This window comes from Capsulimonas corticalis, assembly GCF_003574315.2.
Lineage (GTDB): Bacteria > Armatimonadota > Armatimonadia > Armatimonadales > Capsulimonadaceae > Capsulimonas > Capsulimonas corticalis.
In genome coordinates this window covers 3,293,814-3,315,297 of the sequence record NZ_AP025739.1, presented here as the reverse complement: position 1 = coordinate 3,315,297, position 21,484 = coordinate 3,293,814, and the positions used below count along the sequence as shown (strand labels likewise).

General features: G+C 61.3%; 23 protein-coding genes. 17 read left to right on the top strand and 6 right to left on the bottom strand.

Annotated elements, in window-relative coordinates:
* Positions 1 to 16 precede the first annotated feature (16 nt).
* The 15 genes from D5261_RS14065 (at position 17) to tilS (ending at position 13,739) form a co-directional block, all read left to right on the top strand.
* The gene (locus tag D5261_RS14065; protein WP_165864074.1) at positions 17 to 1,597 is read left to right on the top strand and encodes a GH35 family beta-galactosidase; all 1,581 of its coding nucleotides are present in this window, start codon (positions 17 to 19) and stop codon (positions 1,595 to 1,597) included.
* A 149-nt stretch (positions 1,598 to 1,746) separates the two neighbouring features.
* Positions 1,747 to 2,343: an orotate phosphoribosyltransferase gene (gene pyrE, locus D5261_RS14060; RefSeq protein WP_119320687.1), complete on the top strand. Its 597-nt coding sequence runs from the start codon at positions 1,747 to 1,749 to the stop codon at positions 2,341 to 2,343.
* 64 nt (positions 2,344 to 2,407) lie between these two features.
* Positions 2,408 to 3,685, top strand: coding sequence for a DEAD/DEAH box helicase (locus tag D5261_RS14055; protein WP_119320688.1), 1,278 nt, complete (start codon positions 2,408 to 2,410; stop codon positions 3,683 to 3,685).
* Positions 3,667 to 4,002 carry a hypothetical protein gene (locus tag D5261_RS14050; protein ID WP_125205899.1) on the top strand — a complete coding sequence of 112 codons (336 nt, stop codon included), beginning with the start codon at positions 3,667 to 3,669 and terminating at the stop codon, positions 4,000 to 4,002. Before D5261_RS14055 ends, D5261_RS14050 begins: the two co-directional genes overlap by 19 nt.
* 86 nt (positions 4,003 to 4,088) lie before the next feature.
* Positions 4,089 to 4,487, top strand: a complete 399-nt coding sequence (locus tag D5261_RS14045) for a BlaI/MecI/CopY family transcriptional regulator (RefSeq protein ID WP_119320690.1) — start codon at positions 4,089 to 4,091, stop codon at positions 4,485 to 4,487.
* 6 nt (positions 4,488 to 4,493) lie between these two features.
* Complete coding sequence (locus tag D5261_RS14040) at positions 4,494 to 5,450, top strand: M56 family metallopeptidase (RefSeq protein WP_119320691.1); 957 nt, start codon at positions 4,494 to 4,496, stop codon at positions 5,448 to 5,450.
* Between the two features lie 123 nt (positions 5,451 to 5,573).
* Positions 5,574 to 6,233, top strand: a complete 660-nt coding sequence (locus D5261_RS14035) for a hypothetical protein (RefSeq protein ID WP_125205900.1) — start codon at positions 5,574 to 5,576, stop codon at positions 6,231 to 6,233.
* Between the two features lie 13 nt (positions 6,234 to 6,246).
* On the top strand, positions 6,247 to 6,543 hold the full coding sequence (locus D5261_RS14030; RefSeq protein WP_125205901.1) for an AbrB/MazE/SpoVT family DNA-binding domain-containing protein: 297 nt from the start codon (positions 6,247 to 6,249) through the stop codon (positions 6,541 to 6,543).
* 157 nt (positions 6,544 to 6,700) lie between these two features.
* Positions 6,701 to 7,714, top strand: coding sequence for a UV DNA damage repair endonuclease UvsE (gene uvsE, locus D5261_RS14025; protein WP_119320692.1), 1,014 nt, complete (start codon positions 6,701 to 6,703; stop codon positions 7,712 to 7,714).
* Positions 7,715 to 7,907: 193 nt separating this feature from the next.
* Positions 7,908 to 8,267: a hypothetical protein gene (locus tag D5261_RS14020; protein WP_125205902.1), complete on the top strand. Its 360-nt coding sequence runs from the start codon at positions 7,908 to 7,910 to the stop codon at positions 8,265 to 8,267.
* 176 nt (positions 8,268 to 8,443) lie between these two features.
* Positions 8,444 to 8,740, top strand: coding sequence for an Asp-tRNA(Asn)/Glu-tRNA(Gln) amidotransferase subunit GatC (gene gatC, locus D5261_RS14015; RefSeq protein ID WP_119320694.1), 297 nt, complete (start codon positions 8,444 to 8,446; stop codon positions 8,738 to 8,740).
* 6 nt (positions 8,741 to 8,746) lie between these two features.
* A complete protein-coding gene (gatA, locus tag D5261_RS14010; protein ID WP_119320695.1) occupies positions 8,747 to 10,204 on the top strand; it encodes an Asp-tRNA(Asn)/Glu-tRNA(Gln) amidotransferase subunit GatA in 1,458 nt (485 codons plus the stop codon).
* Between the two features lie 221 nt (positions 10,205 to 10,425).
* On the top strand, positions 10,426 to 11,862 hold the full coding sequence (gene gatB, locus D5261_RS14005; RefSeq protein WP_119320696.1) for an Asp-tRNA(Asn)/Glu-tRNA(Gln) amidotransferase subunit GatB: 1,437 nt from the start codon (positions 10,426 to 10,428) through the stop codon (positions 11,860 to 11,862).
* 25 nt (positions 11,863 to 11,887) lie between these two features.
* Positions 11,888 to 12,298, top strand: a complete 411-nt coding sequence (locus D5261_RS14000) for an IPT/TIG domain-containing protein (protein ID WP_218025548.1) — start codon at positions 11,888 to 11,890, stop codon at positions 12,296 to 12,298.
* A 40-nt stretch (positions 12,299 to 12,338) separates the two neighbouring features.
* Positions 12,339 to 13,739, top strand: coding sequence for a tRNA lysidine(34) synthetase TilS (gene tilS, locus D5261_RS13995; protein WP_165864075.1), 1,401 nt, complete (start codon positions 12,339 to 12,341; stop codon positions 13,737 to 13,739).
* Between the two features lie 96 nt (positions 13,740 to 13,835).
* Here tilS and D5261_RS13990 read toward each other — a convergent pair whose 3' ends face one another.
* The 4 genes from D5261_RS13990 to soxR form a co-directional block, all read right to left on the bottom strand.
* Positions 13,836 to 14,426, bottom strand: coding sequence for a PEP-CTERM sorting domain-containing protein (locus tag D5261_RS13990; protein WP_119320699.1), 591 nt, complete (start codon positions 14,424 to 14,426; stop codon positions 13,836 to 13,838).
* An 18-nt stretch (positions 14,427 to 14,444) separates the two neighbouring features.
* Positions 14,445 to 16,385 (bottom strand): alkaline phosphatase, encoded by a 1,941-nt coding sequence (locus D5261_RS13985; RefSeq protein ID WP_119320700.1) that lies wholly within the window; start codon positions 16,383 to 16,385, stop codon positions 14,445 to 14,447.
* Positions 16,386 to 16,423: 38 nt separating this feature from the next.
* The gene (locus D5261_RS13980; protein WP_119320701.1) at positions 16,424 to 16,936 is read right to left on the bottom strand and encodes a hypothetical protein; all 513 of its coding nucleotides are present in this window, start codon (positions 16,934 to 16,936) and stop codon (positions 16,424 to 16,426) included.
* A gap of 121 nt (positions 16,937 to 17,057) precedes the next feature.
* Entirely contained in the window at positions 17,058 to 17,510 is a 453-nt protein-coding gene (soxR, locus tag D5261_RS13975; RefSeq protein WP_119320702.1) for a redox-sensitive transcriptional activator SoxR, read from the bottom strand.
* A 107-nt stretch (positions 17,511 to 17,617) separates the two neighbouring features.
* On the opposite strand from soxR, the gene D5261_RS13970 reads away from it, so the two are divergent.
* Positions 17,618 to 18,490 (top strand): NAD(P)H-binding protein, encoded by an 873-nt coding sequence (locus tag D5261_RS13970; protein ID WP_119320703.1) that lies wholly within the window; start codon positions 17,618 to 17,620, stop codon positions 18,488 to 18,490.
* A gap of 20 nt (positions 18,491 to 18,510) precedes the next feature.
* Complete coding sequence (locus D5261_RS13965; protein ID WP_119320704.1) at positions 18,511 to 19,089, top strand: NADPH-dependent FMN reductase; 579 nt, start codon at positions 18,511 to 18,513, stop codon at positions 19,087 to 19,089.
* Between the two features lie 69 nt (positions 19,090 to 19,158).
* Here D5261_RS13965 and D5261_RS13960 read toward each other — a convergent pair whose 3' ends face one another.
* A complete protein-coding gene (locus D5261_RS13960; RefSeq protein ID WP_119320705.1) occupies positions 19,159 to 20,721 on the bottom strand; it encodes a glycosyltransferase family 39 protein in 1,563 nt (520 codons plus the stop codon).
* Positions 20,718 to 21,455 carry an outer membrane lipoprotein-sorting protein gene (locus D5261_RS13955; protein WP_165864076.1) on the bottom strand — a complete coding sequence of 246 codons (738 nt, stop codon included), beginning with the start codon at positions 21,453 to 21,455 and terminating at the stop codon, positions 20,718 to 20,720. The genes D5261_RS13960 and D5261_RS13955 overlap by 4 nt, the downstream gene beginning before the upstream one ends.
* Between the last annotated feature and the right edge of the window lie 29 nt (positions 21,456 to 21,484).

Genomic DNA, 21,484 nt, shown 5'->3' with positions numbered 1-21,484 from the left:
GAGCGAACCCTGCGCCATGAAACCATTGCCCTATCTTCAGCGCGCCGACGGCGGCGCGCAGCTCATTGTGGACGGCGCGCCGTTTCTGATGCTCGGCGGCGAAGTCCATAACTCCAGTTCCAGCAGCCTTGCCTATATGGAGCGTGTCTGGGAGCGCATGACGTCACTCCACTGCAACACGGCGCTGACGCCGGTGAGCTGGGAGCTGATCGAGCCCGTCGAAGGCGAATTCGATTTCAGGCTGGTGGATGGGTTACTGGAAGGCGCGCGCCGGCACGGCATGCGTCTCGTCCCGCTCTGGTTCGGCGCCTTCAAAAACGGACGCTCGACATACGCCCCGGAGTGGGTCAAGACAAACCCAGCGAGATTTATCCATGCCCAGTCCCGCCCCGGACACGACGTTCTTCCCCTGAGCAGTTTCTGTGAAGAGACCGTGCAAGCCGACGCGCGCGCCTTCGCCGCCCTGATGCGCCATCTGCGCGAGGTCGATTCCGAGCGCCGAACCGTCGTCATGATGCAGGTGGAGAATGAAGTCGGCTTGATGCGCGCCCAGCGCGACTACTCCGCGCCCGCCGAACGCGTCTTCTCGCAGCCGGTCCCTTCCTCGCTCATCGGTTCCCTCCAGGAAAACGCCGGCGCACTGCATCCCGGCCTCGCGCACGCACGCCTAAACTCTGGTCCAAACGCAATGTGGGCCGACATCTTCGGCAGTGACGCCAGCGAAGCGTTTATGTCGTGGGGATTTGGACGCTTCGTAGGACGCGTCGCCGAAGCCGGCCGCGCCGAGTACCCCCTTCCGCACTTCGCCAACGCCTGGCTCGTACAGTACGAAGGCCAGCCGCCGGGCGAGTATCCCAACGGCGGTCCCGTTTCGCGCATGATGGACATCTGGCGCGCCGCCGCGCCCGCGATCGAACTTCTCGCCCCCGACATCTATATTGATGACTTCGCTTGCGTCTGCGCCGACTACGCCCGCAATGGCAACCCTCTTTTTATCCCGGAGGCGCGGCGCGACCACACCGCGCCCGCCTGCGCTTTTTACGCCATCGGCGAACATTCCGCGCTGGGATTCTCTCCGTTCGGCATCGAGAGCATCGGCGGCGCTCTGGAGGAAGTCATCGCGGGACCGGTCGCGGACGCTTCCCTCGGCATCCAGACCGATCCGAGCGGCTCCCTCCTAGCCCAATCCTATCGCCTGCTTTCCGGCATGGCGCCCGTCCTCGCGCCGCATTTCAACACAAACACGATGCGCGGTATTCTCCAAACACCCGCCCCCGAGGCGGGCCTGGACTTAGGCGGCTTTCGATTGCAGATCAGATTCCCAAAAGCGCTCGCGCCAGGACAGCCGCCGGCCGGCGGCCTGATCATCACGCTCGGCCCCGGCGATTACCTCATCGCAGGCTTTGGGTTCTCCGTCCAGTTTCACGCCGATCCCCACACTCCCGGCGAAGTCGATTTCCTCGATATCACCGAAGGCGATTACGCCGACGGCCAATGGATCCCCGGCCGGCGGCTGAACGGCGACGAATACGCCGTACAACTGGGCGCCGCGCCTTGCGTCCGCCGCGCGAGAGTCTATCAGCACCACCCTCAATAGGAAAATGCAATCTCCACGGATTCCCATGAACCGCGGCGCGCAAAATGGGTATACCGAATGGGAAGCGGGTAAGCGATTCCAATTCTTGAGGCAAATTCCGTTCCCGAAAGCAGGAATCATCGGAGTACGGGCCGAAACCCATAGGCACTATGTTGACCAACGATCAGGCTTTAGAGATTTTCAAGGAATCGGGCGCGCTTCTGGAGGGACATTTCCTTCTGGCGTCCGGATATCACAGCGCGACGTATCTGGAGAAATTCCAGGTATTGCAGTACCCCCAGCATGTCGAGCGGCTTTGCCGCGAGATCGCCGAGCGGTTCAAGGACAAGAATGTGGAGCTCGTTGTCGGGCCGACCACGGGCGGCATGCTGCTCGCTTATGAGGTCGCCAAGCATCTGGGAACGCGCAGCATCTTCGCCGAGCGCGGCGACGACGGCCAGGGGCGCGTGCTGCGCCGAGGCTTCCATATCAATCCCGGCGAGCGCGTCCTGGTGGTGGATGATATTCTGACCACCGGCGGCAGTGTCCGCGATACGATCGACGCGGTGCGGCTGCATGGCGGCGAACTGATGGGCGTCGCCGTCCTCGCCGACCGCAGCGGCGGCAAGACTCAGTTCGGCGTTCCGCTGGAGGCGCTCCTGACGCTCGACGTCGAGAAGTTCGCGCCCGACGCCCTCCCCGAATGGCTCGCCGCCATTCCGCTGACGGAGCGCGGCAGCAGCCATCTGCTCAAGCCGACCGCGTAACCGCCACTGAAGAAACGCGCAATTCATCCCGCGCTCGCACGACCAAAAGAGATAATCAATCCTGATGGCTATGTCCCCTGAACTCGCGACCTCGATCGACGCAGGCAGCGTCGCCAGCGCTTCCTACCGGCTCAGCAGCGCCGGTTTCCTGCCCCGCGCGCGCGAATGGCAGGCGGAGCTCTACGAAAAATTGTCTCAGCAGGAAAGCGACGCGGGATACCTGCTGGCCGCGCCCTGCGGGGCCGGAAAAACGGAAGCCGTGGTGATCCCGGCGCTCGGCGTACGGCGAGGCGGCGCGCCTCGCCGCTTGTTCCTGATCGCGCAGGACGGCTCCCCGCTCGATGATTACCTCTACCGCATCGGCCCCTATCTGAAGTCCTGGGCAAGCGCCGACGAAGTTCCCCGCACCCTGGTGGTCGTTCCCGACGCCGCGGCGGAAGAGTGCTTTGGCGTGCGATACTGCGCGGATGGGACCGAGGAGCCGACGGAGGAGATGAACCCGCTGGAGGCGGATGTCGATCTGGTCGTGACGACGTTCCATCGATTCCTCGACCTCTTCTTCGGCGGCGGCGGCGTGCATGGCCTGGCGTCGGCGTTCGCCCCCGCCGAGGGCGAGGCGCTGCGCCGCGACCTTTTCTTCTTCGACGAGGCGCATGGCTACTCGGTGGACGCCTTCTCGCGCTTCCACCGCCTGGTCGAATTCCTGTTCGCTCAGGACACGGATGTGATCGTGGCGAGCAGCACGATGCCGCCGCCGTTCCAGGAAGAATTGAGCTTCCTGGAGGCGATCGACGCGCCCGGAGTTTTGAACGCCGTCGCCCCCACCATCCAGTATCTGATGACTGAGGATCCGCTCGCGGAGATCGAGCAGCAGATCCGCCACTCGTACTATATCAACTCCCGAGTCTTCGCGGTCTGCGAAACCGCCAGCGACGCCGACACGCTGCGCTCGCGCCTCGCCGGCTCCTACCCACACAGCGTCTTTCTTTACCATACGGAGCAGCCGCCCTCCGAGCGCCGGCGCATCTACGCGCAGCTGCGCGAACTGGAGAAAGAAGGCGAAGGCTACTTGCTCCTCACGACCGGGAACGCCGTCGAGTCCAGCGACCTCGACGCCACCGTGCTGATAAGCACGGTCTGCCCGCCCGAAAACCTCATCCGCCGGGCCGGCCGCTGTAACCGTCGCGGAGACCTTCCCGACGCGAAGCTCATCGTCGTCGGCGCCGGGATCGAACACGCCGCGCGCACGTTAAATTTGACGCAGGCCAGCGCTTATCTCGCCTATCTGCGCGCCGCGCAAAACATACTGTTCCTGCCCGAAGAGTGGCGCCGATTTATCTAAAATCGTATGCCCATCGGCGCAACATTTCCGCACGCGATCCGTTGAAGGTATTTATGGATACACTCAACATTGCATTCGCCGGAATGTTCGCCGCCCTCGCAGCAATTTTCGCTCTGGGGTTGACGCCGCAATTTTCGCGCCGCTTCTATCCAGAGTCGCCCGGTTTCTTCGCGCGGCTTGCCGCGCCCGTCATCTTTGCGCTTTTGGCGATGGGCTCTTATTGGAGAATGGCGATTCCCTCCCTCGTCACAATCGCGGTGTTAGGAGCCATTCAGATGGCGCGCCGACATTGGCGCAGCCGTATCAAACGCTCTTAAATCAAAGCGCCGCCGCGCCATACCGTATCGGCGCCCAGTGATTAGCAATATCTGTTACACAAAGTAACGGACCAGAGGAAAAAGAGATGTGGAGCCAGTATAAAATCAATAAGAATGGGCTGGACGGCGTCCTGGGGACGCTGGAACGGCAGATCATGTCGGTGGTCTGGGAGTTAGGCGAAGCCACAGTTTCTGAAGTGCATGAGCGTATCGAATCGCAAATCTCTTATGAGACGGTCAAGACCGTCATGGCGCGCCTCGTCGAAAAAGAGCTGCTGCTAAGAACACTCCACAAACGCGCCTATGTCTATCGAGCCGCGATCTCTCAGGAAACACTGGAGACACAGGTATCGCGAAAAATGCTGGACAGCCTGCTGACGGGATTTGGGTCCACCGCAATCAGCCAGTTTGCCGATCTTCTCAAAGAAAGGCCGGAGCGGCTGGAAGAATTACGCGCGCTGCTGAGTGAGATCGAATCGGAGTAAGCACGAATGCTGATTGTGCCATTCTTTCCACAGCTGCGCCTGCTCGTGGGCTTACTCGCGCCGCTGTGTATCTACGCCGTCTGGCGCTGGGTTGTCCCGCGCGCGGGTATGACCGATCCAGAACAGCGATGCCGCGTTCTTTGGTGGCTCGCTTTCTTCCCAGTCGCCTGCCAAGTCTGGGTCCGAGTAGAACCGAACTGGCGCGAAGATCTGATCCATAGCATTTCCGTTGGCGTCGGCGGGCTTAATCATCAAGGAATACATGCGCCGCCCATTTACTTAAGTCATCCTCCAACGGCCGTCACGGATCAGACCCCATGCCTGCTGCTCGCGGCGCTCACCGTTTTGATGGGCATTCGAATCTCTGGACATATCTTCGCGGTCGGCGGCGGGATCCTCGACTACGCGCGCGCGGCGCTCGCGATCTCTCGTCTGCCCCGACGCGCCGGCCCGGGCCTCTGGATTCTAGAAACGACCGCATGGACGGCTTTTACCTTTGGATTGGTGCGTCCACAAATTTTTATCAGCGCTCCCATCTGGCGCAGCGAACATCGAGACGCGGTGGTCGCGCATGAACGCGCGCATGCCAGACGACGTGATCCCTTGCTGCGTTTTCTGCTTCACGGAATGCGACGGCTGTTCTGGTATTTTCCCGGCTGGAAGCCTATTCTCGCCCAGGCGGAGTTTGAGGCGGAGCGCGTCTGCGACCGCCAGGCCTCCGCAGCCGTTGGACGTGTCCGCTATACGCGCGCGCTGCTGGCCTTCGCCGAACATGGCGGGGGCTCCGCCTCCCTAGAATTCGGATCTGCGTTCGCCCGGCCTCTTTCCGTTACCGAACGCAATGAGACCTACGATCTGCTGGCGCGCGCCCATGACCTGGCAAATCCTCCGAACCATCATCCATCCTCGCGTTTCTGGCTCTGGTTCGTTCCGATTTACGTTCTCATCAATATCATCGCGTGAACTTCCAGCGACGCAAACGCCGCAAATCACCGATGATAGTGATGAAACTTTCTGCCTTTGCGACAATCTGTTACGCTGTGTAACAGATTGTTAAAAAGCCCCGTATTGAACAATGGAGGTTTCATGTCAAAGTTAAGAATTCGCCCATACACTCTCACCACTGCGGTTTTGATCCTATTGATCATCTTGATTGCCTCACCCGCGTGGGCTCAGGACACATCCTCGACACCCACAGCAACTGGCGATACGGAGTCAAAGCCCCCTCAAGAGGATGGAGCGGATCAGCCATCCACGAAAAAACAGCGAAAGCTTCCGCCTATCGGCGTGAATCTTGGTATCTTCACTCCCACGAGTGGACACTCACGCGACACGTTCGGCGGGTCATGGACCAAAATCGGTCTGGGCGTCGGAGGGGTTAAGAGCGCGCTTTCCCAAGGCAAGCTCAGTTTCGATTTGAGCATCTATTCGAACAAATCGGGAGACAATCACGCCTTTCTCGCGCCTATAGGAATTGAGTACCGCCGGGCATTGAGGGCATTTGATCCAACCCATCGCCCTGCGTTTATTCCATATGCGGGGGCCACGCTCAATATCGTCGCCACAGAATTATGTGTCCCAACAGAAGACATCCACTCTCGAACTCGATTTACGGAGGGCGGCAGCATCTTTTTAGGCGCGACGGTCGGGAAACGCGTTTTTGTCGAAGCTCGATATTTAGGAATAGGCAAAGTTCGCGGACTCGATCTCTCGGGATTCAATTTCGATCTGGGAGTTCGGCTTTGAAAGGACAACGCCATTGGAAATCACGGAAGCAGAAGCGATGAAGAAAACACAAATGAGCATAGTAGTGGTGGATGATCAAGGACAAATCACACTTCCATCCTGGGTGCGGCAGCGGTGCGATTTACGTCCAGGCGACTGCCTGCTGATCGGGCAAATGTGCGGAATAAGTCCGGGTTTATTTTACGGAGCGGGATTGATATTGATCTCTTCCTCCGCCCTCGGACGACATCTGCGGCAATGGCAAGAGGACTTGAAGCCAATCGCCGAAGTCGCATCGACTCCGGCGATTTCTGACGCGCTACTCGACTAACTTCACTTTTAGGGCGAAGCATTTGCGCGCCCTATCAGTTACACAGAGTAACTGCATAGAAACGATCTTAAAAGTATCAAGCAGACTGACTTTTTTTTCTCATCCCATCCATGCGCCTCGATTCTGGGTATAAGAGACTCAGAAAAGAGGCGCTACGATGCGGCTGGGATTTGCGGTCAAAGTATTGGGGGCAGGCGGCAATCAAACCACGGTGGACCCGGTGTCCGTCTTGAAATCGAACGACGCCCGGCGCTGGCAGAGCGAGCCTCACGTTCGGCAGTCCATCGAATATGTCGCCGAGATCTTCCACTATCTTTACAAAAGCGATATCCATATGTACCGGATGTCGTCGGACTTCGCGCCCTATCTCACCCATCCCGATCTCCCGCAGTTCCATCATCAGCTCACCGAGGCGGCCTCCGAGCTTGCGGAGCTGGGCGCGCTCGCGCGCAAGTACGATATTCGCCTGAGTCTGCATCCCTCGCAGTATATTCTCCTGAACGCCCTGGATGAGGAAGTGGCGCGCAAATCGATCCTGGATCTGAACGCGCAGGCCCAAATCCTCGATTCCATGGGGTGCGGACCGGAAGCGGTCGTCGTGACTCATGTCGGCGGGGTCTACGGGGAACGCGAGGAGAGTTTAAAACGTTTTATCAGTAGATACAAAAATCTACCGGAGGCGACGAAACGCCGCCTGGTCGTCGAGAATGACGACGTTTCTTTTTCCCACTCAGAAACCATGAAGATTCACGAAGCGACCGGATGCCCCGTCATTTTCGACAATCTTCATCACTTCTGCCTCAACCCCGAAGGCGTTTCCATGCGAGACGCATTGACAGCGGCGCTGGGAACGTGGCCGGAGAGCGTGATTCCCAAGATCCACTACTCCTCCCCCAGCACGTCGTTCGATGTCGTCGAAACCAAAGAAACGGGGAACACGGGACGAGCGAAAACCGTCCAAAAATGGAAGGTCCCACCCACGAAAGCGCACTCGGATTTCATCGATCCGATGGAATTCGCGCTCTTTTGGGAGGCTGTCGAAGGAGACAAGCGCCGATCCTTCGATATGATGCTGGAGGCGAAAGCGAAGGACGTCGCCTTGTTGAAGCTACGCCGGGATATTGCTCGACAGATTGAATTTGGCGCAATGAGACCGATTCCCGGGTTTTGAGGACTCAGGATTCGGAGTCAAGTTTTGGGGCGGTTCCGCCATAATATATGCTATAATGAGAGTTGAGTAGGGATCTACGATCGAGAAACCTGTTTCTATCGCCGCCCGTACTTTACCTCATCTGCCGTTCGGCAAGCCTTTATTCAGAGCCTGCGTCTGAAACGTAACCGGGAGGTGGACACTTATGAGTAATATGCGAACATCGATCAAGTGTAACTGCGGCCAGCGAATTATCGCCAAGGACGTCGTTCAGCACGGGTACTACCTGCGCCTCTTCGGTCCCAGTTTCGTGTACGTCAAGTTCCGCTGTTCGCGCTGTAAAAAGCTCGGTGAGCAATTTATCAAGCAAGAAGAGTGGGAAGAGGGCATCCTCAAGGATGTCGCTATTGAAGTGTCGACGGAGGAGCGCGAGCAGTTCACTGTTCAAGGCCCCATCGATATTAATGAAGTCATCGATTTTCATTTTGCCCTGGAAAACCTGTCGGATCTGAAATCGCTGGAAGCAGCGATGCCTCCGCCAAAGAAGAAGCCGCGTTCCACGCCCCAGGCGTAGAACGGTCCTCATAATAGCAATCACAAAAACGCGCCTCGGGAACTCTCCCGGAGCGCGTTTTTTGCGTTTTTGAGGCCAAAAACGCGCCAAAGGCTGTCATCACGGCGGAGGCGGCGGGTATACTGTGGGTCAGAACGCGGCATGAGCCGCGATTGTCTCCCCGACGAAGGAATCCTATGCCCGCTCAACTCACTTTGGAAGAAGTCTCCCGCGTCGCGTTCCTCGCGCGGCTGCAGCTGACCGATGCGGAGAAGACGCGCCTCACCACCGATCTCAACGGGATCCTGGAGCAGTTCGAACGTCTCCAGCAGCTCGACACTGAGAACGTGCCGCCGACGTCGCACTCCCTGCCGCTGCAAAATGTGCTCCGGGACGACGCCGTGCGCCCCTCCCTGCCCCGCGATCAAGCCTTGCAGAACGCGCCGGAGAAGCGGGACGGAAGCTTTATCGTCCCTCAGATTGTGGAGGGCTAACCCATTTTGGAACTATTCGAACTGACGGCCCATGAGCTGTCCGACAAGATCCGCGCCAAAGAGATCTCCGCGCGCGAGGTCGCCCAGAGCGTTCTGGACCGCGTCGAAGCTGTCGAATCCCGCGTCCAATCGTTCGTGACCGTGACGCGCGAGCAGGCGCTCGCGCAGGCCGACGCCGTGGACGCCAAGATCGCCGCCGGCGAAACCGTCTCCGCCGCCGCCGGGATTCCATTGGCGCTCAAGGATAATCTCTGCACGATCGGCGTCGAAACGACCTGCTCGTCGAAGATCCTACGCGGCTTCCACCCGCCCTACGACGCCACCGTTGTCGAGAAGCTCAAGACCTCCGGCAGCGTGTTCGTCGGCAAGGCGAACCTGGACGAGTTCGCGATGGGCAGCAGCACCGAGAACTCCGGACTGTTCCCGACGCGCAATCCCTGGAACCTGGACTACGTGCCCGGCGGCTCCTCCGGCGGCTCGACCGCGTCGGTGGCGGCCGGCGAGGCCGTCTGGTCGCTCGGCTCGGACACCGGCGGCTCCATCCGCCAGCCCGCCGCCTACTGCGGAGTCGTCGGTCTCAAGCCCACGTACGGACGCGTCAGCCGCTACGGTCTGATCGCCTTCGCTTCGTCGCTGGACCAGATCGGCCCGATCACCAAGGACGTCCGTGACGCCGCCCTTCTTCTTGGCGCGATCAGCGGCCACGACGACATGGACAGCACCAGCATCGTCCGCGACGTGCCCGATTACACCAAGGCGCTGACGGGCGACGTGAAGGGCCTGCGCATCGGCGTTCCGAAAGAGTACTTCGCGCAGGGTGTCGAAGGCGTGATCGCCGACGCCGTGCGCGCGGCCGTGGACAAGCTCGTCTCGCTCGGCGCTATCGCCGAGGAAGTCAGCCTCCCCCACTCCGAATACGCGCTGCCGACCTACTATATTCTGGCCCCCGCCGAAGCGTCGTCCAATCTGGCGCGCTACGACGGCGTCCGCTTCGGGCATCGCACCGCCCGCGCGACCAGCCATATCGATCTGTTTGAAAAGACCCGCGAAGAGGGCTTCGGCCCCGAAGTCAAGCAGCGCATCATGCTCGGCACCTACGCGCTCTCGGCCGGATACTACGACGCCTTCTACCTCAAGGCGCAAAAGGTCCGCACCCTGATCAAGCGCGACTTCGACCAGGCGTTCGAAAAGTACGACGTCCTGCTCTCGCCGACCGCCCCGACCGTCGCCTTCCCGATCGGCCAGAAGACCGGCGATCCGCTGGCGATGAAGCTGAGCGACGTCCTGACGATCCCGGCGAACATGGCCGGCATCCCGGCGATCTCGCTGCCCTGCGGCTTCACCAACGGCCTGCCCATCGGCTTGCAGATCATGGCCCCCGCCTTCGGCGAAGAAATACTGCTCCGCGCGGCCCATGCCTACGAGCAGTCAACCGACTGGCACACGCGACGGGCGAGTTTGTAAATAAATAATCGCAACGCGCTGAGACCAGGCACTGAAGTACCTGGCTGGGGGTGGCTCCACCACCGACCGTCCGTGCCGGACGGAAGAGCGCAATCGCCAACGTTTCCTTTTCCTCCGTCCGGCACGGACGGTCGGTGGCGAAGCCACCCCTAGCCCCGTACTTCAGTGCGGGGTAATGTGTCCGCCCCAACGGCAACATCACGCTTAGGATAAAACCCCTTATGAGCAATTACGAAACGGTCATCGGCATGGAGTGCCATGCCGAGCTATTGACGGAGAGCAAGATGTTTTGCGGGTGCGCCAATGAGTTCGGCGGCGCGCCGAACACGCGCACGTGTCCCGTCTGTCTTGGGCTTCCCGGATCTCTGCCCGTCATGAACAAGCTGGCGGTGGAGCTGGTGCTGCGCACCGCGCTGGCGCTGAACTGCCAGGTGTCGCGGGACTGCCTCTTCGCGCGCAAGAATTACTTCTATCCCGACATCCCCAAGGGCTACCAGATCTCGCAGTACGACGATCCGATCGGACATAGCGGATACTTGGATATCACGCTGGAGGACGGTTCGTCGAAGCGCGTGCATATCCGGCGCGTTCACCTGGAGGAAGATACCGGCAAGCTGATCCATGCGGGCGGCAACGAAAGCGAAGTCGATTACAACCGCAGCGGCGTGCCGCTGATGGAGATCGTCACTGAGTTCCCGCCGGACCTGCACTCCGCGGAAGAAGCGCGCGCGTACCTGGAGAAGCTGCGCACGATCCTGGTCTACTTGAACGTCTCCGACGGCAAGATGGAAGAAGGACACCTGCGCGCCGAGCCGAACCTCAGCATCCGCCCGGTCGGTTCGGACAAGTTCGGCGTCAAGACCGAGATCAAGAACCTGAACTCCTTCAAGTCCGTCTTCAAGGGCGTGCAATACGAAGTCGAGCGCCAGAGCGCTCTGCTCGATGAAGGGGGCGTCGTCCGGCAGGAGACCCTGGGCTGGAACGACCTGCGCGGCGAAACCTACCATATGCGCTTCAAGGAAGAAGAGCAGGAGTATCGCTACTTCCCCGAGCCGGACCTGGTCCCGCTGCACTTCCACGACGCCGACATCGAAGCGGCGCGCGCGGCGCTGCCGGAGCTGCCCGACGCCAAGCGCGAGCGCTTTGTCACCCAGTACGGCGTGCGGCCGTACGACGCCGCCGTGCTGACATCGTCGCGTTCGGTCGCCGATTTCTATGAGGCCGCCGCGACCGATGGCGTCGATCCCAAAGCGATCGCGAACTATGTCACCGGCGAGCTGGCGCGTCTGCTGAACGCCTCTGGGCAGGACATCACGCAGACCAAAGTGACGCCCGCCGCGCTACGCGATCTGATCGTGCTGCGCGACAGCGGCAAGATCACGAACGGCGTCGCGAAGACCGTCCTGGAAAAGATGTTCGAGACGGGCCAGAGCGCTCCGGAGATCGTCGAGGCCGAGGGGCTGGCGGCGGTCGATGACGAAGGCGCAATCGCCGCTGAAGTCGACAAAGTCCTGGAAGCGAACCCGGACGTCGTCGCCAAGATCAAAGCCGGCAACGACAAGAGCATGGCCTTCCTGACCGGTCAGGTCATGCGCGCCACCAAGGGCAAGGCGCGCCCCGATGTCGTCAATCGTCTTCTCGCGGACCGTATCAAATAAGAACCTGGAAGAATTGGAACTCAGCATGACCGCAATCCATCCGACGATGCGCCGAGTGTGCGCCCTGGGCGTCCTCGCCGCCCTTCCGATCGTTCTGCTCGCCGGCTGCGGCGGGGGCGGAGGCGGCGGAGGCTCCTCCGATCCGGCGCCGGCCGTCACCAGCATCAGCCCGACGACTGGCACGGCTCTCGGCGGCACGATCATCACCATCAATGGGGCGTTCTTCGGCAGCTCCAGCAGCGGTCTGGGAGTGAAGTTCGGAACCAGCAGCGCCGCCAGCATCACCTATGTCTCCAGCACCACCATAAAGGCCACATCGCCTCCGGGAGCCGGCACGGTGGATATTACGGTTTCGACCAGCTCCGGGACGTCCCCGGTCAGCGCGGCCGACAAGTACGTCTACTCGACCGACGGCCCGCCGCCCCCACCGCTTTAAACCGACGGCGCCGTCCTTCGCCACAGAAATGTCTACCGCCATGGCGCTTTTGGATACTCTTCGCCGCACGCTGGATCTTCACGATCTGCTGCGGCCGGGGCAAAGCGTGATGGCGGCGGTCTCCGGCGGCCCCGATTCCCTGAGCCTCCTCCACGCCCTGCACCTTCTGCAAGGCGAGCTGCAAATCTCCTCCCTCTTCGCCGCCCATCTGGACCACGGCCTGCGCGGCGCGGAATCCGCCGCCGAAGCGGCGTTTGTCGCGGCGTTCTGCGCCGAGCGGGGCATCCCCTGCGCGATCGAAACTCTCGGCGAAGACGTGCTGGCGCAGGCGAGTTCATCGGGTCTGCAAGCCGCCGCGCGCGATGCGCGGTACGATTTTCTTCACCGCGCCGCCGCGCAGATGCGCGCCGACCGGATCGCCACAGCCCACACGCAGGATGATCAGGTCGAAACGATCCTGATGCGCATCCTGCGCGGCTCGGGCCTGGCGGGCCTGCGCGGAATCCCCTACCAGCGCGGCGACATTATCCGCCCCCTGCGCGACGTCACACGCGCCGAAGTCGAAGCCTACTGCGCGGAGCATAATCTCAATCCCCGGCGCGATCCTTCCAACGCCGACTCCCGCCACTACCTGCGCAACCGCATGCGCCTGGAGTTACTGCCAGAGCTGGAGGCGAACTACGCCCCCGGCGTCCGCGCCGCTCTGCTCCGTCTTTCCCGCACCGCCGCGCTGGACGACGACTACCTGCAATCGCAAACAGCGGAAGCGCTGGACGGCGTTCAAACTTCGGTGACCGACAAACACATCCTCTTAGATCGGGAAAAGCTGACAAAGCTCGCGCCGGCGCTCCAGCGCCGGGCATTGCGCATGGCGCTCGCGCGCCTGCGCGAGTCGTCACAGGACATTCAAGAGGAACACATCGCCAATTTCCTCGCCGCCGCATCGCATTCCGAGGTCGCGTCCTATTCAATCGTGACGCCCCGGCCTCCGTGTCATTTGATCCTCAGAGGCGACATCATCGATTTGAGCGTTCCCAACGTGGTCATCCCAACTGTTGAACTCGCCTCTCTCACAACACCGGGAACATGTGTATTCGATAAAAATGGATGGACGATCGAATCTCAGCTTACGTCCGAACAAAACGACGCCGATTATATCGAGATTCTCGACGCCGATTGCGTCGATCTCGCCAGCCTGCATGTGCGCGCCTGGCTGATGGGAGACCGGATCGCCCCATTCAGCCTGGGCGGAAAAACCAAGAAGCTTTCGGACCTCTTCACGGACGCAAAGATCCCCCAAGAGCAGCGCGGCGCCATCCCAATCGTGGCGGACTCCCAAGGCCCGCTCTGGGTCGTGGGGCTGCGCATCGCGGAGCGCGCGCGGACGACGGAGACGACCACGCGGTTTCTGCGCCTGTCGGCGCGGCGAGCGCCGGAGTGACCACGCTCCGGCAGCGCCAGACACAAGAGAAACCCCGGCGTGTCCGCCTCGCGGATACGCCGGGGTTTTCTATGAGGAACTTGAGGAGGACGCGCGTTAGCTAAGCCGCTTTCGGCGAAGCATCAGCGCGCCGAGGCCGGCCAGTCCGACGATCATCGCCGCGACTGTGCCCGGTTCCGGGACGGGGTGGAAATTGACATTATCGTAGTATGCGTCGCCGGCGAGAACGACCTTCTGGATTCCGCTGCCGGTCACCGTCAGGGTATGGCTGAACGTCTGATCGACATGGTCGAGCGAGAAGAGCAGCGCGCCGTTCTTGTCATAGAAGCCGTAGCTTGCGTTGGAGCTTCCGTAACCGAGCGGATCCGCAACGAGATCGACGGAAAACTTGTCGATCCCCGATTTATACTTCGTTGTGTCGAAGAGGATGTCAACGGCGCCGTTGGAGCCGTCGAGCGAGTTCGGAGCCGAGCTGGACGTCGTGTCGATGGCCTGCACGTCGGTATAGAACGCCCCGCCCTCGCCAATAAACGTGACGCCCTTGGACGCGCTATAGGTATTGTTCACAACTTCACCGGCGTAAACGTCGTCGAAGTTGATTGTGATATCGGCGTGGGCCGCCGCGCCGAGCGCCCAGGCGCCCAGCACGGTTCCCAAGGCCAGAGTTCGCAGGATGCGGTTACGCATGGGATGTGGCCTTTCGAATTAATATCCGCCCATCGCGCTCTTCGCCAGCTTGAAGAACACATCCGTGTTCTCCTGCACGCCGATGAACTGTTCAAAGGCGCGGCTGCTGGAGCTATAAGCGGAAATCGGAATGTCGGTCGCGGTATGGACGGCCTGATCGTTCGCCGCGGCTTGGCCGCGCAGGAAGAAGCCGTTGTCGCTCTCGGGATGTCGATCGCGCGGGGTGACCGAGTAGCCTTTGCCGGCGAGCTCCGCCTTGATGTTGTTCGGCAGCAGGCTATCGATAATGACCAGCGGCTTGGTCAGCCAGTCCTCGTAGCGGTCGCCGCTCGCGCCGAAGCCGACCAGCAGCTTGCCGTCGATGTCCGAGTTGACCGGGAAGCCGTCGGCCGCGATCGCATAGTGCGGGAACGACGCGGCGTCGTAGGTGCCGACGACCTTCTGGCGGTTCGGCTGGATGGCCGGATCCAGGGTGTTCTTATCACTGGGCAGGGCCTTCAGGTTGGCGATGGAGGTGTTCAGCGCGCCAATGATGCTGAAGCCGGAACATTCGTGGTCCGCGAGGACGATCACGACGGTGTCGCCGACGCGGTCGGCGAAGTCGCGCGCCTTCTTGACGGCGGCGTCGAACTCGATCGTCTCCCAGATGGCGCGGTCGGCGTCCATCGCGTGCGACTGCTTGTCGATATGCGCGCCTTCGACCGTCAGGACAAAGCCCTTCGGGTTCTTGGCGAGCACGGTCAGGGCCGCGTCGGTCATCTCGTCCAGCATCGGCTGGTTGGGCGCATGGTAATCATCCACGATCCCCAGAGCGCCCGGGTTACGCTGCTTGGCGACCTTGTCCAGCGCGACATTCATGTTGCCGTAACCGAACAGGCCCAGCAGCTTGGTTCCGCTCGTCGCGGCGGCGCTGGTCAACTGCGTGCGGTCGGTGACATAGGTAAATCCATCGCCGGTGAAGTCGGCGATCAAGTTGCGCGTGGGATCCTGGGCGCCGGCGGGAATGCCCCACTTCGTGACCATATCGGCGGGAAGCGGCGCATAGTCGGTGGCGGCGGTGCGGCTGGAGAACGGATCCGAGGAAGGAAGGAACCAGCGGCGTCCGCCGCCCATCAGAACCGTCAGTCCTGTGCTGCCGCGCTCATCGAAGTACTGATCGCAGATGCCGGTTCCAGCACCTCGGTTGCCGGTGTGCGCGGCGTTCGCGGCCGGCGTGGCGTCCTCAATGTCGGCGGTCGAGACGATGCCGGTCGACTTGCCCAAAGTGCGGTGCATGTATTCCGAAAGGTACTCGACGCGCGGATAGGCGAACGTATTCGCCAGATGCGAGGGGTAGACGCCTTCCTGGCCGTTAAACGCATGGTTGCCCGTCGTATAGCAGCACATGCCGGGGGCGGAGTCCGTAATGATGGAGTTCAGGGACTCGGTCAAGATCTGCCCGGTTCCGGGGAACTTGTCCATATTCAGGAAGCCCAGCGGGCGGCCGTTCACGGCGCCGTAGCGCACGATGCGGGCGGCCGTGCGGTGCGCGGCGCCCATACCGTCGCCGAGCATGATGATGATGTTCTTCGCCGGGCGGCGGTTGCCGAGCGGGTTAATCACTTCAAACGTCGCCGTCGCGGTGACGCTTCCCGACCCGTCGGCGACGACGGCGGTCAATGTGTGCATCCCGGCCGCGATCGGCGCATGGTAGCCGCGCACATTGAAGCCGGTGTAGACGCCGGTCGTGTCGGTGGAGGTCGGGGCCACGTTCGCGCCGTCGATTTTGAGCGAAGTCAACGTGACCGCTCCGGCCGCCGGCGCGGCTTCGATCCGGATATCAAAGCGCTGGTCGGAAAGGAACCGGGCGCCGTCAACCGGCGCGAGGGAGACCGTAGGGGCGGCAAAGCTCGCATGCCCCGCCAGAAGGGCGGTGGCGGCGAGTCCAAGGCAAATACACTGCCTGTTCATCGGTCGCATGATGATATCTCCTTAAAGAATACGTCGTCTTTGCGCGTTTATTTATGATTGGATTTTGCGAGCACGGGAGATGGCTTGACAGGAGCCTGATCCAGAATGATGCGAATACGGGAAATATCGCCCTTTTCGTCTTCCTGCGGCCCGACTTGAAGGACGCCGGTCACCAACACGGGGCGAGGCACAAACTCCACCGTACGCCCCTTCGCGCCGCGGACGATGACGCGCACCGCGTCCGGAGGAAGGTCGGCGGACCCGCCCCCTTCCTCATCGCAGAACGTCGGGTGCGGACATACGTAGAAAGCGCCGAGCGGAGCGTCCTCCATATGGGCCATGAAACCTGTGATCCGCACGTGCTTACCGTTCAAACTTCGCAGCTTGTCCGAAAAGTCGAGCGTCCCATTTTTCGTTTCATAGAAGTCCTGGAACTTCAGCACGGTCGCCGGCCCGGTTCCTTGGGAGACTGTTTTGAGCATTTTTGCGGACGGGGCGGATTTGACAGCGTTTGCCGTCAAATCTTGAGATGCGAGCAGAAGGACGAGGGGGAACAACATCAGGCGGACCTCCTAAGATACCGGCGATTGACCGAGAGAAGTCTATCACCGCGATATTAAGAAGGTGTTAAGTTAAGGTTAAATCTCGATTAAGAATTTCTAATACGCGACCCGCGCCTGGCTATTCCGAGCGGCGCGGGGGGCCGATCCAGTAACGCGGGCCGGGGCCGAAACGCGCAGCGCGGTCGTCGGGGTTGACCAGCTTGCAGCGTTCGAGCGATAGGCAGCCGCAGCCGATGCATGCGGTCAGGCCCGATCGAAGCCGGCGGAGCTCGTCAATGCGGGCGTCGACCCGCTCGGTCCAGGCGGCCGAGACCTTGGCCCAGTCCTCCCCTTCCGGCGCCCGGCCGTCAGGCAGCTTCCGCAGCTCCTCGCCCACCTCCTCCAGCGTCATACCGATCCGCTGCGCGAAGACAATAAACGCGATCCGGCGCAAAACCGAGCGCGGATAGCGGCGATGGCCCGATCCAGACCGCTGTGACGAAATCAGCCCCCGCTCCTCATAAAAACGCAGCGCCGAGGCCGCCACGCCGCTTCGGCGCGAAACTTCACTGATCGCAATCAAATTGTCCATGGTTTCACAATACCCGATTTTTCCTCTTGACTTCAAGTTCACTTGAACTTGTATAATCCGTGATATCTCAAAATCGACGGCCCATTCAGGGCGGGAGGAAACGAAACATGAACACACTTGCTCAGGACAAGAGGATCTTGGTGACGGGAGCGAGCGGCAATATTGGAAGTGAAGTGACGGCGCAGCTCGCCAGGGCGAATATCCCTGCCCGCGCGCTGACGCATCGCACCGCGCCTCGCGATCTGCCGGATCATGTCGAGTTCGCACTGGGCGACCTGACGGACGCCGCGACGCTGGACGAATGCCTGGACGGGATCGATACGGTATTTCTTGTCTGGCGGCTGCTGCCCCTGGAAACCGCGCCGGCCATGCTGAACGCGTTCGCACGGCGCGCGCGCCGCATCGTCCTGCTGTCCTCGTCGGCGGTGCGTGACGACGCCATGGCGCAGATGGCCCCTATCGGCAGGCTGCACGCGGAGATGGAGCGACTGGTGGAGCAATCGGGAATGGAGTGGACGATCCTGCGGCCCGGCAGCTTTGCGATCAACACATTATGGTGGGCGCCGCAGATCCGGGCCGGAGACGTCGTGCGCTGGCCGTACGCGAACGCCTCCTCGTCCCCGATTCACGAGCGCGATATCGCCTCCGTCGCCGTGCGCGCGCTGACCGAGGAAGGCCACGCCGGCGCCAAATACCACCTCACCGGCCCCGAGTCCCTCACTCAGCAGCAGCAGGTGCGCGCCATCGGCGAGGCGCTCGGCCGACCGCTGCGCTTTGAGGAAATTTCACCGGAAGCCGCCCGGCCGCAAATGCTCGCCAATATGCCGCCGCCCATCGTGGATGTGCTGCTCGGCGTCTGGGCCGGTCAGGTGAACGCGGCGCCGCCAGTCACGGACACGGTGGCGCAAATCACGGGAGCGCCGGCGCATCCCTACCGAACATGGGCGGCGGACCACGCCGCCGATTTTCAAAAAGGTTAAGACAAAAGGAGAAGAAGAGAATGACCGCGAAACTGAACGTCGCGCTGATTTATGGAAGCACGCGCGAAGGCCGATTTTGTGATACGATCGCCGATTGGATCGCCGGAGAGATCTTAAGTCAAGACGGCTTCGCGCTCGACCTCGTCGATCCGGCCCAGCTGGATCTGCCGCATCGCCATGAAGCGCGGCAAAGCCCCGAATTGAGCGCCCTGAAAGAACGCCTCGCCGCCGCCGACGCCTTTGTCGTCGTCACGCCCGAATACAATCATGGATATCCCGCCGCCCTGAAGTTCCTGATCGATTCTGTATACGAAGAGTGGCGGGGCAAGCCGGTCGCGTTTGTCTCCTATGGCGGCGTTTCCGGCGGCCTGCGCGCGGTCGAGCAGCTCCGGCCCGTCTTCGCCGAGCTGCACGCCATGACGATCCGAGACAGCGTCAGCTTCGCCAATCCCTGGGAGCAGTTCGGCCCCGGCGGCAAACTGCTCCAGCCCGAACGCGCCGCCAAAACCGCCGCGCTGATGCTGGAGCAGCTCCAGTGGTGGGCGGCCGCCCTGCGCGAAGCGCGGGACGCAGACGCGCGGCGGCTTGCGGCAGTCTGAGCGAACAAAGAGGCGCCGGCGGATAACCGCCGGCGCCTTCTTGATTCGTGTCCCGCCGACGGCGTCCGCTTACCAGCCGTCGCGCCACTGCAAAGGATCATAACCTTTGAAGCCGTAGCAGCGGACGATCTGGATCGTGCGGATCGGCTTGCGGCCATAGGGCGGGTCGCGATAAAGCAGCAGTTCGGGCTGTGGCTCCACTCGGGTGAAGACGGCCTTCAGATCGTCAAGGTGGTTGAGATCGTCGGTGTCCTCCACGTAGACGGCGTCGCGGCCTTTGAGAGCGTCCGGATTCTCCCAGAACATATACTCATTCGGGCGATCCTTCAAGAACAGCGAATACGTTTGCGGCTTGCCGGGAAGATAAAACGCCATCTCGGACGGCATTCGGTAATTGACGCTGAACACGAATGGGTCGCCGCCCATGGCGCTGCGCTCGGATTGAACGCGCGCCGCCATGTCACGCCAGCCGTAGAGTTCGGACGTGCGGTCCTTCGATGGGTTGGGAAATCGGTACCCGACGGCGTAGATCAAGTTGGGCATTAGGATCACGGCGGAGATCAGCACGGAGAGCCCCACGGCGGCGGCCGCCCATCGGCGGCCTCGCGCCCCGCTGTCCCAGGCTTCCGTCAGCGCCCACGCCAGAAGACAGGCGGCGGTGACGTACGCCGCCGCCGGCCAGTTTCCCTCGACCTTGCTTTTGAGCGACAGCAGCGCGGTGGCGCCGAACACCACGACGCTGGGGCACCACAAAAACAAAAGCGCGTCGTTTTTTCCACCCACCGAGCGCTTTCCATCAACCCACAGTCCGCGCAGGAACATCAGCATCAGCAAGGGAGACATCAAGAAGAGCTGATCGCCGAGAAAGCGCCAGAACCACTTGAGCGGCGGATCGTGTTCGCCGTTGCGCGTTCCCATCGCATGGATATGCAGCCAGAAGGCGTTCTGGTGCGTATGGTTCCACCAGACAAATGGGCTGAAGATCGCCAGCGCGATCGCGGCGGCCAGATACGGCTCCGGTCGGCGCAGCCAGTGACGATGCGCCGGCGACAGCGCGAGGAAGAGGAGAATGCTGGGCAGCAGCAACAGACCGTTGAGCTTCGCCATCGCCGTCAGCCCCGCCAGGGCGCCCGCCAGGATCCAGAGCCAGCCGCGCCCGTCCAGCGCGAGCAGCACAACATAAAGGGTCGCGGCCCAGAACGCGAGCTGGACCGGATCCTGCGTCATCGTGTCCGCGCCCAGGGCGAACAGCGGCAGGATCGAAGCCATGGCGACGGACGCGAGAGCGACCCGCGCGCCGGCCAGCCGCCGCATGATCAGGTAGATAAAGATCGAGACAACCAGCGCGCAGAACACCGCGCCGGCGCGCACGCCCAGTTCAGTGGGACCAAGCAGCGTGGTGAAGACGCGGATGACCACGGCGAGCAGCGGCGTGTTGTCGTAATAGCCCCAGTCTAAATGACGGGACCATTGCCAGTAGTACGCCTCATCCTGAAGCAGTTGGTGCGCGCCGCCATACCAGAGTCGGAATACGGTGAGCGCGAACAGCAAAACACACGCCGCCCTGTCCAGGCGGCGTGTGCTCGGATCGAGCGGCGATGTGTTTGCGCGAAGCGAAGATTGTGGGTTCAAAAGTCGAAGATTGACATATCCAGCGGTTTGTTGACGCGGATGTTCCTATATGCCGTCACGGCGGCGAGTTTATTATAAGGATTATACACTTCCACGCGCGTGGGAACGTATACTCCCGGAACAATTTGCAGCGGATTCTTATATTGATACCAGGCGATCAAGTGTCCCTGGCTGTCATAGTGCTCGCGCTTCGCGGTGACTTTGGTGATCGGATCGATCCAAACAACGTCCCGAAACTTCTGGTCCTGCTGCTTGGGCATGATCTGGAATACGTAGTTGCCGCCTTCTTTGCGCAAGTAAGTCGCGTTGTAGACCGACAGCAGCTCCGGCGGCACCATGCCGCAGTCCAGAAGCGATTGCTTCTTGCCCGGCGCATTCGTCACATCCTCGACTTTGTGGACATGAAACGTCGGCACGGACGTATACTTTTTATTGCCGTTGATCGTGTAGGCGATATGCGCCTTCAGAATGACGGACTCAAAGTGCAGCTTGTCCGGATACGCGTACGAGATCGCGATATTGTGGATCCGATACGCCTGCGCGAAATCGCCCTCGATCCGCTTCAGCTCGTCGTGATTCTCCTGAACGACTTCCGTATCCATCGACAGCGTTTTGATATTCGTCGACGTCAAAGAAGTGATGTTCGGCGCGGCCGAAGCCGCCCCGGCGACCGCCGCCGTCAGTATCAAAGTCCAAAAAGCGGACACAAATCGCTCGTTCCATTTTGTAAGCATTCGTCGAAACTCCTTGATGTACCCAAGTT